Genomic DNA, 13,719 nt, shown 5'->3' on the forward strand with positions numbered 1-13,719 from the left:
GTTGGTTATTGAACTTAGTTGGTTGGCAATTGTTCCAATCGTTGTAGAATCAGCTCCAGCTGAGTACCTGTAACCGACTTCGATGACTCAAATTGATCTTTGGACATACCGGACATAATACCGGCTTTGGCACTATTCTGAACGGCTTCATAAGCCCAATGCTTATCATTCAAATCCTTGAACAATACTACAGTTGACTCGCCTGCAGCATTCCAACCGCGACTCGTCAAAATATGGTCTACGATCACTGCCATCTGTGCACGTGTTACTTCCTCTCCCGAGGCAAACATCTGATTGCTGACACCTTTCATCAATCCTGCCTTGGTCACTGTTGCAATGGCCTGACGAGCCCATTCAGGAGCAGAATCTGTGTACGGGTAAGCAGATTCGGATACTTCAGGAAGATTTAACTTGTCGGCAAGCACGAGGGCGATCTGCGCTCTTGTCACAGGCTCAGTTGGTTTTGTTCCATGCTCTATGTTGCCCCCATCCTGTTCCCCTGAAGTCCCTTTGCTTAGTTGGAACAGGTCGGCAAGTACTTCTTTGTTGTCAAAAGCCGGTACCCATGACCAATGCTTCATGCCACCGTACAGTCTTTGGCTATCCATGTATGCATCTTCATACAGCGTCATTTTGACATGCTTGGCTCCAAGCTCAGTCAAAGCCTGATAAGCCAAAGAGCTTGTCCGGCTGTCAGTGGTTGGATCATTTTTGGCATGCATAATCCATACTGGGACATCCACAATATCTTTCAGTTCTTTTTTGAATGCTTCAACAGATCCGGTGTAATCCGCTACCGTATCCTTGGCCGCTACAATAATCGCTCCAGCAAACAGATCGGGATATTGTGTCAAGAAACGGAAGGCACCACCACCGCCACTGGAAACACCAGACAGATAGATCCGATTCGGATCAACTTCACCTTCAGCAACCAGCTTTTGAATCAACTCATACTGCGCCACGAAGTACGCCTGCATCTGGGCCAGTTGCTCCGGGTTATCATAGATTTTGAAGCTGTAATTCTCAGGATACTGTACGGCCAGTACGGAAGTATCATACCCCGATTCCGTCCAGACTACAGCTCCACGATTTGCAGTAAGATGGCTGCGCCCGTCCGTACCAACTTCGCCACCACCATGGAGCCATACCATGAGCGGCTTTGGTTCTTCGGACGTGCTTCGTTTCAGTTGATAGGACAAGTTCGCACCATTACTGCCTGTAAATTGTCCGTTTTCAAACTCATCGACCGTACGCGTTTTGACTACATTTACATTTTTATCGTCAAAAGAAAGTTCAGGATACGCCTTGCTTGTGACTGCAAATGCCGACTTAAATCCACCTGGATATTTAAAAGGCTTTACCGCCATATGGATGGTATGATCCGTAATTGTCAATTTTATTCCGTCATCTTCATACTCATTCTGTATGATCTCTTCCGCTTCATTTAAAGGATAGCCATCATAATTGCCAGTAATTTCGAAGTCTGAAGCTTTCAGATTCTGATATTTCTCCGGATTCGCTACAGTAATGTCAAAGGACTCTACCATCTCTCCAGGATCACCAACATAGGTATTGGCCTGGATTCGAGTAACCTGGGTGCTTTCCGCACCAACGGTGGTTGGCCAGATCACACTCAGACTTAGTGTCAGGGCAAGCATCCATCCCATACTTTTTGTGTTCATACTCCATCTTTTCAAAAGATATCCCTCCATATGTAATGTTTGCAGCACATAAAAAAACGGACAAACGCTAATCAGCAGGCCCTCAGGAACATTAAATTCCATTAAACACTAACTGTTATATCAGGTTTGCCCGCTCAGAAAACGTGAGAACTACAGTTGCTCACCATTACTGGAGATTACGTTTTTGTACCAGTCGAATGAATCCTTTTTGGAACGTTTGAGTGTTCCGTTACCTTCGTCATCCAGATCCACGTAGATAAAACCATAACGTTTGGACATTTCGGAAGTGGACATACTCACAAGGTCAATTGGGCCCCATGCTGTGAATCCAATCAGATCCACACCGTCTTTGATGGCTTCTTTCATTTGTTCAATGTGTTTTTTCAGGTAATCCACTCGATAGGAGTCATGGATCGAACCGTCTTCTTCAACACGGTCATATGCACCCAGACCATTTTCTACGATGAACAATGGTTTCTGATAACGATCCCAGAAGTTGTTCAGGGTTACGCGCAGACCGATCGGATCGATCTCCCAGCCCCAGTCGGATGCTTCCAGATAAGGGTTTTTCACGCCGCCAGTCAGGTTACCCGATGTTTCTTCCTTGTCTGCAGATGCAGATTTGGTTACGGACATGTAGTAGCTGAAGGAGATGAAATCAACGGTATTGTTCAGCAAGATCTCATCATCGCCTGCTTCTTTTTGAATCACGATGTCGTTTTCTTCAAAATAACGAGCCATGTAGTTCGGATATTTACCACGAGCATGCATGTCTGTGAAGAAGAGGTTAATCTGATTCTCGTGTTGAGCCAGACGAACATCTACTGGATTACATGTTGCTGCATAAGTTTCCATACGAGCAAGCATACAACCTACTTGGGAACCAGGCATAATCTCGTGAGCAAGCTTTGTTACCAATGCACTTGCTACAAATTGGTGATGCAGCGCTTGATAAGTGGTTTGCAGTTTGTTGTCCACTTTATCGATCAGAATGCCGCCGCCAGTGTACGGGCTGAACAGCATGACGTTAATTTCATTAAACGTCAGCCAGTATTTCACTTTATTTTTATAACGGTTGAACACCGTTTCTGCATATCGAACATAGTGCTGGATCACTTCACGGCCTGCCCAACCGTTATATTTTTGCGTCAAGCCAAGCGGTGTCTCATAATGAGACAATGTAACGAGCGGCTCGATGCCATATTTCAACAATTCGTCGAATACTTCATCATAAAATTTCAAGCCTGCTTCATTCGGCTCTTGATCATAACCGTTCGGGAAAATACGTGCCCAGTGAATGGACAAACGGAATACTTTAAAGCCCATTTCAGCAAACAATGCAATATCTTCTCTAAAGTGATGGTAGAAATCGATACCAAAACGTTTCGGGAAACGTTCTTCGATTTTGCCGGAGAGGATCTCTTCGATTCGGGAAGAGGAGATTTCCATGGCATGTCCGCCTGTACGCTTCTCTTTGGGAACATGAGCGATCATGTCCGCTGTGGAGAGGCCTTTGCCGTCCTTATCGAATGCACCCTCCAATTGATTGGCAGCTGTAGCGCCGCCCCATAGGAAGTTTTCGGGGAATCCTTTTTTTGCCGTGGTCATGAACAACAACCTCTTTTCGAAATTTATTTTGGTTTTTCCAGGTAAAAAACTGCAATTTAGAGCAGAAAACAAGAAAAACCTAAACTCAAGGTAAAATAGCACCAAAAAAAGGAGCTTTCATTTCACCATCAGTTTAGGTTTTGCCTGTCTTCACAGTTACAATCCATCAAAAGATGTTATTGCGTATTCTGTTGTGTTTGCTCTTGTAATGTAAGCGTAACATATCTATTTTGCAAAATCAACTTCACTGGATCAACTGATCGTTCACACACTCTCACCATCGAAAAAATTAACGCGGCATACGCATAATCGCTGCCCTTAATGCCTGCGCTCCTTCCTCCGTTTCCAGGTAAACAGCGGGACTTTGGTCCCCTAAAGCCGGGATATCTTTCGCCATCCATTCAAAAGCGTACTCCCCCATTTCACACAAAAGCACCCGACTTATATCTGCCGGAATCCCTTGTAATCGCGCACGTTCTACCCATGCAGGATCCATCTTTTGTCCAAGTTCTTCGAACAATTCGGAAAATGAGTCCCAGCTTGCCTGATTAAACTCCTTTAAATAGATACCTTTCATACTCATGTAATTTCACTCCCTGGATTGCAATTAATAACTCCGAAGTCCTATCTGACACAATTCATCCTTAAGCCGCTTGAATCCGTTTCTGTAACAGGTAGACTTAATTTTAAATGTTTTTCGGGGGAAAGAACAGTCAAGGAGGATTCAATAATGACTCAGGAAGAAAACACATCCGGTTGGGATGCGATTGATCAATCCATGCGTGAATTGTATGGGGAACAGGAACCAAAACACTACGGCACTGCCCTTCCGTATATGCTCGGTGGGCCTGATCCACTTGATGGTATCAGCGTCTATGCGGTGAACACACCTATGCCTCACTGGCATTTTGTCACATATGGTTTCTCTGAATTATATGAAAAAGAGATGCAGGATGCATCCAAGAGCGGATATGGATTCGAGCTCACCTTTCGTCTTACACGCAGTGAAGCAGAGACTGATCCGCCAGCCTGGGCGCTGAATCTGCTACAGAATGTAGGACGTTACGTGTTCAACAGCGGAAATATCTTTCAGCCAGGAGATTACATGGACGCCAATGGCCCCATCTGTCTGGAATCCGATACTTTGCTGACTGCTCTCTCGTTTATTGAAGACCCGGATCTACCCGCAATCTCTACGCCTAATGGTTCAGTGCAATTTATTCAGATGGTTGGCATTACAGGTCGGGAATTGGAAATGGTTCAAAGCTGGAATGCTCGTGGATTCCTGTCTGTCTCCTCCATGTTCATGCCCAAATATGTGACGGATCTGATGAGAAATTCGTACGCAGATATTCCTTCGGTTATACAAGCGGTTGAGGATGGAATGGAGAAGGACGGGTCCAGTACAGCGTTTTTATTCATACAACAACTGGCTTGGGAGTCTCCTCGCAAAAGATTGCTGCAAAAATCGGTCCCGGCCAAACTCCAGCTTGGAGCCAAACAAGCCGTATTAGTTGGCACCATCCTTCGCAGCCGAATTTTGAAAGGTGCCTCCCTATCCTTGATTGGACCGGATACGAATATTCTGTTCGAAGCAGGAGAACAACCAGCCGTATTGGAATCGGACAGACAAGTTACCCTGACGGTAAACAAACAAATTGTTGAGGAGCTGGCAGAGAACCTTCATCCGGTTGAAGGGACATTCGAGGTGGTTTCGTTAGATCATCTTCTCGTTCAGATTGTTAGAACAGAGATTAAGGACCAGGAAGGACATGTCATTCAAACGATTGGATGAGAACTGTACAGCAAGGAGGAAACAACATGCCTGCCATTACATTTGCCACACTACACGAAGAGTCCCCGACTTGCTCGGATGCAGCAGGAACGGCTCCGTTCGACTATTTACCAAAATCCAGTCTGGACAGGCTTCGCAAAATCAATCACTTTCTGATTCATGCATTCCAGAACAGTATCTCGGATATCAAAGAGAATTTAACGGGCACCTATCTTTTTCTACTCACAGATACGGACGGTGTGTTACTCTCCATGGATTACAGTTCAGATCTTGAAGCTGTGGTGAAACATTCCCCTATATGTCCGGGTATGATCTTCACCGCAAAGAGCTGTGGAGTTAACGCCATATCAGAATCGATGGATAACAATAAACCTGCACTGTTGCTGCCGGAACAGCATGAAAGTCCTTATTTTCAAAGCTGGCATTGTTATGCCGCACCTCTGTTCATGGGATCACAACATGTTGGTTATCTGGATGTGTCCACCATTAATGCAGATATGCAAGGTGAACTAATCGCCATTGCCAAGCTAATTCCAGCTTACATGCAGAACTGTTACCAGAGTCAACAGACTGCTGAACTGTGCGACAAACCGACGGTGGAGTTCACCGAGCGTCAGTTAACCATTCTTGAGATGATAGCCGGTGGCCTCACTGTAAAAGCCATTGCTTTGAAATTAAAGATCAAGGAATGCACCGTGAATCATCACAAAAAAGTGATTTTTAACAAATTAGGTGTGCAATCCAGCACAGAAGCTGTTTCAATTGCCAGCCGAATGTCTTATGTATAGAAGACCCCTATAGATTCCTATAGGTAGTATATGAGAACGTTTGTGCTACAATTTAGAAAGCAGGCAACATGTAGAGAGAGAAACACACACACACATTTCAGGAGGGTAATATGACAATTCCAAAAAAAGCTTCTTTATTCGCCATGCTTATTATGATTATGCTGGTTGCAGCCGCTTGCGGTGACAAAGCAGATAACACAGCCGCAACAGAAGAGCCTACCCCGACAGAAACAACGACTGGTACTGATTCAGATACAGCGAATACAGAAGAAACAGAGAAAACAGAACCAGCAAGCGAAGAGTCCAAGGAAACTGATAATTCCCAAGACGTTGAGCTGGGGACGACGGAAAAAGGTTCTTACAACAATGATTATTTCGGCGTATCTCTGAAATTCCCGGAAGCATGGGAGTTCCAGGATGCTGCAGGCATGAATGAGCTGACAAGTGCTTCATCCGAAGCGATTGCTGGTGATGATGAAACAAAGAAAAAACAAATCGAACTGTCTCAGACCAAAACATTGAATCTGCTTATGGCTTCAAAGTATCCACTGGACGGGGGTCAAGTTGGCCCTTCCGCTATGGCCATTGCTGAGAAAGTAAGCTTGTTGCAAGGCATTCGTACAGGTAAAGACTACCTGGAAGCAACCAAAAAATTCATGGTGGATAGCCAGTTCCCTTACGATTATAAGGAAATGACAACGGAAACCATCGGTGGTAAAGAGATGGATCTGATGCAAATCACGATGGATGCAGGTGACGGTTCAACCATTACTCAAGATTACTATAGTACAATCATTGAAGGTTATGCTTTCAACTTCATCTTCACTTACATGGATGATAAGACCAAAGCCGAGATTGATACCATCAAAAAATCGGTTCAATTCAAATAATCGCTTTCGATTACTGCCATTATTCAAAGCACATATAACACAACCCCGATAACGATCTATGGAGATCATTGTCGGGGTTCTTTTTTTACTAAAAAAAGATGTCTTGCTCTTGCACTAGCTAGATATGGCTACCCAGTGCCCTTCCGTGATCTCTACCCACTTGGAATGTTCGAGATTATAACGGTCCTCTACTTCAATATTTTCTTTTGTTGTTTCTTTGACAACATGTCTCTTTTTCTTCGCTTCTACCGCTGGGTCAGGCACAGGAATAGCAGACAGCAACGCCTTGGTATAGGCATGTTGCGGGTTGGAATAGAGTTCTTCACTCTCAGCCAGCTCCACAATCTTCCCGTTATACATCACCGCCACTCGATCACTGATATGTTTAACCATAGACAAGTCATGCGCGATGAAGAGATACGTCAATCCGAGTCGCTGCTGCAACTCTTCAAGCAGCTGTACGATCTGAGCCTGTATCGATACATCCAGTGCAGACAACGGCTCATCACATACGATGAATTCAGGTTCCACAGCCAGAGCTCGTGCAATACCGATCCGCTGTCTCTGTCCACCCGAGAATTCATGTGGATAACGCTGCGCATGGGTGGGATCGAGACCGACCATCTCCAGTAACTCCTCCACCCGCTTCTCCCGCTGAGATGCAGTACCTGCAAGTTGATGGATATCAAGCGCTTCTCCAATGATATCCATAATCCTCATTTTGGGATTCAGAGATGCGTAGGGGTCTTGGAAGATGATCTGCATATGTCTGCGCATCGTTTTCATCTCCGAAGCTGACAAGCGATTGAGAGGGACTCCTTTAAAGAGTACATCTCCACCTGTTGGCTCATGCAACCGCAGTATCGCACGCCCCGTGGTTGATTTTCCGCTGCCAGATTCCCCTACAACGCCAAGTGTCTCTCCTTGCCGAATATGGAAGCTGATATCATTCACTGCCTTTAAGGTATTGCCTTTCCCCAGATTAAAATGTTGTCTGAGCGATTTCACCTCAAGCAACGGCTGATCATCTTCCAGATCTCTCGGGACCAATGATACCGGTTTTGGCTTTTTCTTCTGATCCAGACGTGGTAATGCATTCAGAAGTCTGATCGTATACGGATGTTTGGGATTAGCAAAAATCTCTGTTGTTGTCCCGGTTTCCACAATCTGTCCTTCTTTCATAACAACAACCCGATCACACATGCCTGCTACTACGCCCAAATCATGCGTGATCAGAATAATCGATGTGCCCAGTTGGTCCTGCATATCTTTCATCAAATTCAGAATCTGGGCCTGAATGGTAACGTCCAGTGCGGTTGTCGGCTCATCGGCAATGAGCAATTCAGGACGACAAGCAAGTGCAATACCAATCATGACCCGCTGACGCATGCCTCCGGAGAATTCGTGTGGATATTGGTTGTAGCGTATTTCACTACGAGTTATCCCCACCCGCTCCATCATGGCAATTGCCTGTTTCTTGGCTTCCCTTTTGGACACCTTCTGATGTTTGATCAGACTCTCGGAGATCTGTTTCCCTACTTTAATGGTCGGATTAAGAGAACTCATCGGGTCCTGAAAGATCATACCAATATCACGCCCGCGGATGCTCTCCATCTCTTTCTGCGTTTTATTGGCCAGGTCGCCCCCTTTAAATAGAATCTCTCCCTTTTTCATCTGCGAAGGCGGGGAAGCAAGCAGCCTCATAATGGAACGTGCGGTCACACTCTTTCCACTGCCCGATTCGCCTACAATGCCCAGCGTCTCGCCTTTGCACACTTCAAAACTCACTCCTCGCACTGCCTGAAACTCACTCTCTCCAGAATGAAAAGAGACCGATAGATCATTCACTTTCAGTAAAGGTTCCATATCATCACCAGCTCTCATCCGTTTTTCACATTCACTCATCTCATATGTATACCATTTAAATCCTTGACAATTGTTTAGACCCTAAATAATATATACTATATCAATCGGAATAATGCAATTTAAACCTGAATGAGAGGAGGCACGCTTGGTTTGAATCTTGCAGAAGGCAGCAGACTCTCGCGGTTGGTGCACAATTTAAGTTTTATTTATGGCAAAATGCTGCTTCATCCTTCCTACCGATATGTTCTGTTCATTCTTGGATTACCGATCAATCTGGTCGTGTTTCTAATATGGCGTTCAAATCGAAAAAATGACGGCTGGGTAGCTGCCAGGCAGACGGCTGAGCAAGAACTGCTCGCTTCTTCCTATCGGAACAAGCTGAAGTTGGAAGTCGAAGATCAGTTGCGACGCAAACATCGTTTTTTCCAGCAACAGGTCAGTGAGGAAGAATTCACACGTCAGACCGAGGAATGGTTGGAAGAGACGGTTCAGAAAGAGTTGAAGGAGCGGACTTCTCGCATACTTCAGGAACAGGGAAATCACCGTCTAACGATGGCCGATACGTTCCGTTCGCTTTTTGAAAAACCGTGGTTTTTCGCGATATCGATTATTCCCGGCTGTCTGATGTATGGCATCCTCTTTTTGTATGGAAATCCTTATCTAAAGTACATATTTGAAAGAATACTGATGACGGTATTTGTCATTCTGGGCGTAGCCACACTCGTATTTACGATTTTGTATCTGTCTCCGTTCAACCCGGCAGCTAACATTCTCGGAGAGACAGCAACGCAGGAACAGATTGCAGCATTCAATCAGGTGTATGGCTTGGATCAGCCTTATCTTACACAGCTTTGGAACAATATTAAGGGAGTTGCTCTCTTCGATCTTGGCAAATCTTTTGCTGGAAATGAAGATGTCACAGCAACGATTGCAAGGAAGTTTCCAATTACCTTGACCCTCGCGGTCATTTCTCTGCTATTAGCACTTATCATTGCATTACCTATCGGTATCATCTCAGCGATTAAGCCTAATTCATGGTTCGATTATACGTTTATGTTTATCGCTCTGATTGGATTATCGATCCCGAATTTCTGGCAAGGACTTATTTTCATTCTGAATTTTTCAATCAAATTGCAGTGGCTTCCTGCCACCTTCAACCCGCAGAGCTGGCTCTCGATCATTATGCCAACCATTGTGCTGGGCACGGGACTTACGGCTGCGGTGGCACGGATGACTCGATCTTCCACACTGGAAGTCATTCATGAGGACTATGTGATGACCGCCCGCGCCAAGGGGTTAAGCGAACGTCAGGTCATGCTGAAACACGCTGTACGTAATGCATTGATTCCAATCGTTACTGTGGTTGGACTTCAATTCGGAGCCATGCTCGGCGGGGCAGCAGTGACGGAGAAAGTGTTTAATATCAGCGGTCTCGGCAGCTATATTGTGGATAAACAATTCATCCCCGATATTCCGAGTATCATGGGCGGAGTAATCTACACAGCAATTACGATCTCCATTATCAATGTAGCGGTTGATCTGCTCTACGCTTTTATTGATCCAAGAGTGCGCTCCAAGATGAAACAATATTAACGTGTGTGTTGAACTACCTCTTAAAGCAGGTGTATTATGACAAATTCATCCTTAACACAAGAAATGCGTTTCCGGCTTAAGTCTTCTCGAGAATACAGTCAGGCAAGCTTTGCCTGGATCACGTCCCTTCTCTTGACTGCATTATTGCTGTTCAATAGTTATGACTGGAGCGGGCAGACGTTCAAACCATATCTGCTAACGATACTTGGGATCTATGTATTCTTCACACTGGTCCAAAGTGTCATCACCCTTCGAATTCGAAAAGACTTGATCCGTACAGGTACGATCTCTACTCTGACACGCAGGATTGCCTGGGTTCAACTGCTTGCCATCATTTCTGGCAATATATTTATCGTAACGGCAGCCTTTCATCTGATTCGAAAAGCCAGGAATGTGGAGTACACCTTTGCGGTGTATATGCTGTTAACTCAGCTGTTCGTCATCGGTGTATCGGCGTTAAATGTTTTCAAACCCTATGTGGCTGACAACTTTCTGCCAGCCATGGCGGTGCTCATATTTATTCTGGTCATCGACCTGGTCGTACTGATTATCGTATCCCGATATAACGCGACCTCTATCCTCCCTCGCTGGATGATCGGTGTCAGTGTAGTACTGATTCTGACCTCAATCACAGGTAATGTATTTGCCCTATTGCTCGGCATCTCCATTATTGGGCGCATTCGCAGACAGGGGAAACAAAAATCAAACTTCTGGAATGATCTGTGGGAGCGACTTGCTCCAAATATGACTGCCATGTCCGGTTTGTTTTTTATCATTTTTCTGTTCTCGATATCGATCTGCAGCTTCTTTACCTTTGACTACAGCATGGCTGTGGAAAATAACTACTCGGCGCTGCTTCAACCGCCTTCCCTTGCGTATCCGTTGGGAACGGACGACTTCGGACGATGTTTATTTTCCCGGATTGTATTTGGTGCCCGGATTTCCTTGATCGTAGGTTGCATGTCGACCATCATTCCTGTGTTGATCGGTGGAGTCCTCGGAGCATTCTCCGGTTTCTACGGAAGGCATACGGATAACATCATCATGCGGCTGCTGGATATTCTCTATGCGATTCCGGGAATTCTGCTCGCCATTGCTATTATTGCGGCGTTTGGAGCCAATACGGTCAATCTCATTCTGGCGCTGAGTCTGGGTTCGATTCCAACTTACGCTCGTACCATGAGAGCCAGTGTGCTCTATGTATCTACTTTTGAATTTGTGGAAGCTGCACGTGCACTGGGGTACAACAATCGTACGATTATTTTCAAACACATTATTCCCAACTCCCTTGCGCCCATGATTATCAAATCCACACTCACGATTGGTGGAGCCGTTATTGCTACCAGCAGTTTGAGTTATCTGGGACTCGGCGTGGAGCCGCATATTCCAGAATGGGGTAACATTCTGAAGCTCGGCAGTACATACCTGGAGACCCACTCTTATCTGGCGATTTATCCAGGCTTGGCTATTATTCTGCTGGTTCTTTCGTTTAACTTTCTCGGTGACGGTCTGCGTGATGCGCTTGATCCCAAGCTGGAAAAGGCCTAATTGATTGGTTGAAATGAATGATATAGAAAAAAAGAAAACACACATCACACAATCAAGATATGGAGGGTAATCCCATGAAAAAACGTACACTGATCTCATTGTTATTAATTCTCGTCATTGTGATTTCTGGCTGCAGTGTAAAAACGAAAACCGAATCCCAGGCGGAGACCGCACCAGCGGACACAACAGAAACTGCACAAAAACCGGCTGACATTGAACTGCTCGCCATGAGTTCTTCCGAAAATGATGTAAACATTGTCCGCGACCAGCTGACCAAAAACGGCTTCAATGTGAAACTGAACCTGCAGCCGGATTACGGCAGCTTCAAATCCCAACAGGATGCAGGGAATTATGACATTGCCTTGTCCAGCTGGACAACGGTAACGGGAAATCCCGATTATGCGGTGCGTTCCCTTTTCAAAACAGGTGGAGATTACAGTATCCTTGCCGATGGGGAACTTGATAAGCTCATCGATCAGGCAGCTACTCAAACTCCAGATGAGTACAAAGACACGTACAAACAATTGGAAGATCGCTTGGTAACGGATCAGGCATATATCGCTCCTTTGTACATTTCCCTGAAAAGTCAGGCTGTGAACAAAGACATTCTGAATGTAGACACCGTTCGTCTCTCCAAATCCCGCGCCATGGCTTGGGAACCGATTGAATTCAAGGACAGCTCCAAAAATGCCAAAGATCCGTTGATTCTGACGCAAAGTGCATCCGTACTGACTTCCCTTGATCCAATCAAAGGAAACGACGGCTCCATCAACCAGTTGAACACCAATATGTACGTACGTCTCGTTAACTTGACGGATGACGATCAGCTGACAGCAGATGGAGCACTGTCCCATAACTTTAGTATTGCTGAAGGTAATTCGGACTACTACTTCATTCTCAGAGACGATATCAACTTTGCGAAGATTGATAACAAAAAAGCTGTAGATACAGGAGAACGTGTCGGTGCAGATGATGTGATCTTCTCCCTGGATCGTGCTAAAAATAAAGATTCCGTTCCGGATCACCGGACGTACAGTCTGCATGAACACATCAAAGAAGCTGAGGTTGTAACGGATCTGAGTGCATTACAATCCATCAAACAATCCAGCGGCAACGGCACAATCCTCGAAGCATTGGAACAAGGATTGGGCAGCAAAATTACAGAACTCGTGACTGACAAAATCAAAGCAGATAATAGCGCAGGTAAATATCAGGTCGTTAAACTGACCACAACTGAACCTTTCCCGCAAGTTCTGAACTACCTGGCTCACCAATCTGCGGGTATCGTGTCCAAAAAACAGGTGGAGAGCATCAACACATATGATGTAGCTTCCTTTGACGTCAACAAAGATATTCCTTACGGTGATCAGAACACGGTGACTGAAGGCGCAGCATACAATAACACCCTTTATACTAGCGGACCTTATATTTTGTCTTATAAAAATGACTATGAAGGTGTATTCTTAAAAAATCCGGCTTACCGTAAAGGCACGGAAGATGAGCCAAAAATTGCTCAGGTTAACGTCCGATTCATCGCGGATGCAGACAGCGCCCTCTCTGCTCTTCGCAGCAGTGAAATTCACTTATACTACGGTGTACCTGAAACCAAGTATGACATCATCGAAAATGACAGCAAGCTGAAACTGCAAAGTCTGCCAAGTAACGCTGTCTCCTATCTGTTGTTCAACACGGCCAATCGTGAAGTTGCCAAGAGCAGTGACCTGAGAAAAGCCGTGCTGTACTCCATTAATCAGGATGAGATTTTGAGTTTCTACAAGAACAACAAACTCAAAGCATACTCTACAGTAAGCCCGCTCGTTCAGACCGGGAATGAATTGAAAGCTGATCCTGCAAAAGTAAAAGAATTCTTGAGTAACTACAACGCCTCCAAGTAAACGTACAACAACAAAAGGCTGTCACCGGATCATCTACAGATCCTGGTGACAACC

General features: G+C 45.2%; 10 protein-coding genes. 6 read left to right on the forward strand and 4 right to left on the reverse strand.

Features of this window, described 5'->3' with window-relative positions; all coding sequences use genetic code 11:
* Nucleotides 1–14 precede the first annotated feature (14 nt).
* The 3 genes from MHB43_RS24345 to MHB43_RS24355 all read right to left on the reverse strand — a co-directional run bounded on the left by MHB43_RS24345 (nt 15) and on the right by MHB43_RS24355 (nt 3,873).
* Nucleotides 15–1,697, reverse strand: coding sequence for an S-layer homology domain-containing protein (locus tag MHB43_RS24345; RefSeq protein WP_405130633.1), 1,683 nt, complete (start codon nt 1,695–1,697; stop codon nt 15–17).
* Between the two features lie 135 nt (nt 1,698–1,832).
* Nucleotides 1,833–3,290, reverse strand: a complete 1,458-nt coding sequence (locus MHB43_RS24350; RefSeq protein WP_169481317.1) for a glycoside hydrolase family 1 protein — start codon at nt 3,288–3,290, stop codon at nt 1,833–1,835.
* Between the two features lie 289 nt (nt 3,291–3,579).
* The gene (locus MHB43_RS24355) at nt 3,580–3,873 is read right to left on the reverse strand and encodes an antitoxin Xre/MbcA/ParS toxin-binding domain-containing protein (protein WP_083657375.1); all 294 of its coding nucleotides are present in this window, start codon (nt 3,871–3,873) and stop codon (nt 3,580–3,582) included.
* 147 nt (nt 3,874–4,020) lie between these two features.
* Here MHB43_RS24355 and MHB43_RS24360 point away from each other — a divergent pair, with 147 nt between their 5' ends.
* The 3 genes from MHB43_RS24360 (at nt 4,021) to MHB43_RS24370 (ending at nt 6,763) form a co-directional block, all read left to right on the forward strand.
* Complete coding sequence (locus tag MHB43_RS24360) at nt 4,021–5,085, forward strand: suppressor of fused domain protein (RefSeq protein ID WP_221824506.1); 1,065 nt, start codon at nt 4,021–4,023, stop codon at nt 5,083–5,085.
* Between the two features lie 26 nt (nt 5,086–5,111).
* Complete coding sequence (locus MHB43_RS24365) at nt 5,112–5,873, forward strand: LuxR C-terminal-related transcriptional regulator (RefSeq protein ID WP_405130634.1); 762 nt, start codon at nt 5,112–5,114, stop codon at nt 5,871–5,873.
* A 110-nt stretch (nt 5,874–5,983) separates the two neighbouring features.
* On the forward strand, nt 5,984–6,763 hold the full coding sequence (locus MHB43_RS24370) for a hypothetical protein (protein WP_221824510.1): 780 nt from the start codon (nt 5,984–5,986) through the stop codon (nt 6,761–6,763).
* 114 nt (nt 6,764–6,877) lie between these two features.
* Here the strand turns inward: MHB43_RS24370 and MHB43_RS24375 are convergent, their stop codons facing one another.
* On the reverse strand, nt 6,878–8,629 hold the full coding sequence (locus MHB43_RS24375; protein WP_313771511.1) for an ABC transporter ATP-binding protein: 1,752 nt from the start codon (nt 8,627–8,629) through the stop codon (nt 6,878–6,880).
* Nucleotides 8,630–8,779: 150 nt separating this feature from the next.
* Between MHB43_RS24375 and MHB43_RS24380 the strand changes: the two genes are divergently transcribed.
* The 3 genes from MHB43_RS24380 (at nt 8,780) to MHB43_RS24390 (ending at nt 13,665) form a co-directional block, all read left to right on the forward strand.
* Nucleotides 8,780–10,222, forward strand: a complete 1,443-nt coding sequence (locus MHB43_RS24380) for an ABC transporter permease (RefSeq protein WP_397376297.1) — start codon at nt 8,780–8,782, stop codon at nt 10,220–10,222.
* A gap of 36 nt (nt 10,223–10,258) precedes the next feature.
* A complete protein-coding gene (locus tag MHB43_RS24385; RefSeq protein ID WP_221824514.1) occupies nt 10,259–11,770 on the forward strand; it encodes an ABC transporter permease in 1,512 nt (503 codons plus the stop codon).
* A gap of 74 nt (nt 11,771–11,844) precedes the next feature.
* Complete coding sequence (locus MHB43_RS24390; protein ID WP_405130635.1) at nt 11,845–13,665, forward strand: ABC transporter substrate-binding protein; 1,821 nt, start codon at nt 11,845–11,847, stop codon at nt 13,663–13,665.
* Nucleotides 13,666–13,719 lie beyond the last annotated feature (54 nt).

The organism is Paenibacillus sp. FSL H8-0317, assembly GCF_045040685.1.
Taxonomy (GTDB): domain Bacteria; phylum Bacillota; class Bacilli; order Paenibacillales; family Paenibacillaceae; genus Paenibacillus.

Excerpts from the sequence above, each read along its gene's own strand:
- MHB43_RS24350 (WP_169481317.1), bottom strand. The coding sequence starts at position 3,290 with ATGACCACGGCAAAAAAAGGATTCCCCGAAAACTTCCTATGGGGCGGC.
- MHB43_RS24355 (WP_083657375.1), bottom strand. The coding sequence starts at position 3,873 with ATGAGTATGAAAGGTATCTATTTAAAGGAGTTTAATCAGGCAAGCTGG.
- MHB43_RS24360 (WP_221824506.1), top strand. The coding sequence starts at position 4,021 with ATGACTCAGGAAGAAAACACATCCGGTTGGGATGCGATTGATCAATCC.
- MHB43_RS24365 (WP_405130634.1), top strand. The coding sequence starts at position 5,112 with ATGCCTGCCATTACATTTGCCACACTACACGAAGAGTCCCCGACTTGC.
- MHB43_RS24370 (WP_221824510.1), top strand. The coding sequence starts at position 5,984 with ATGACAATTCCAAAAAAAGCTTCTTTATTCGCCATGCTTATTATGATT.
- MHB43_RS24375 (WP_313771511.1), bottom strand. The coding sequence starts at position 8,629 with ATGGAACCTTTACTGAAAGTGAATGATCTATCGGTCTCTTTTCATTCT.
- MHB43_RS24385 (WP_221824514.1), top strand. The coding sequence starts at position 10,259 with ATGACAAATTCATCCTTAACACAAGAAATGCGTTTCCGGCTTAAGTCT.
- MHB43_RS24390 (WP_405130635.1), top strand. The coding sequence starts at position 11,845 with ATGAAAAAACGTACACTGATCTCATTGTTATTAATTCTCGTCATTGTG.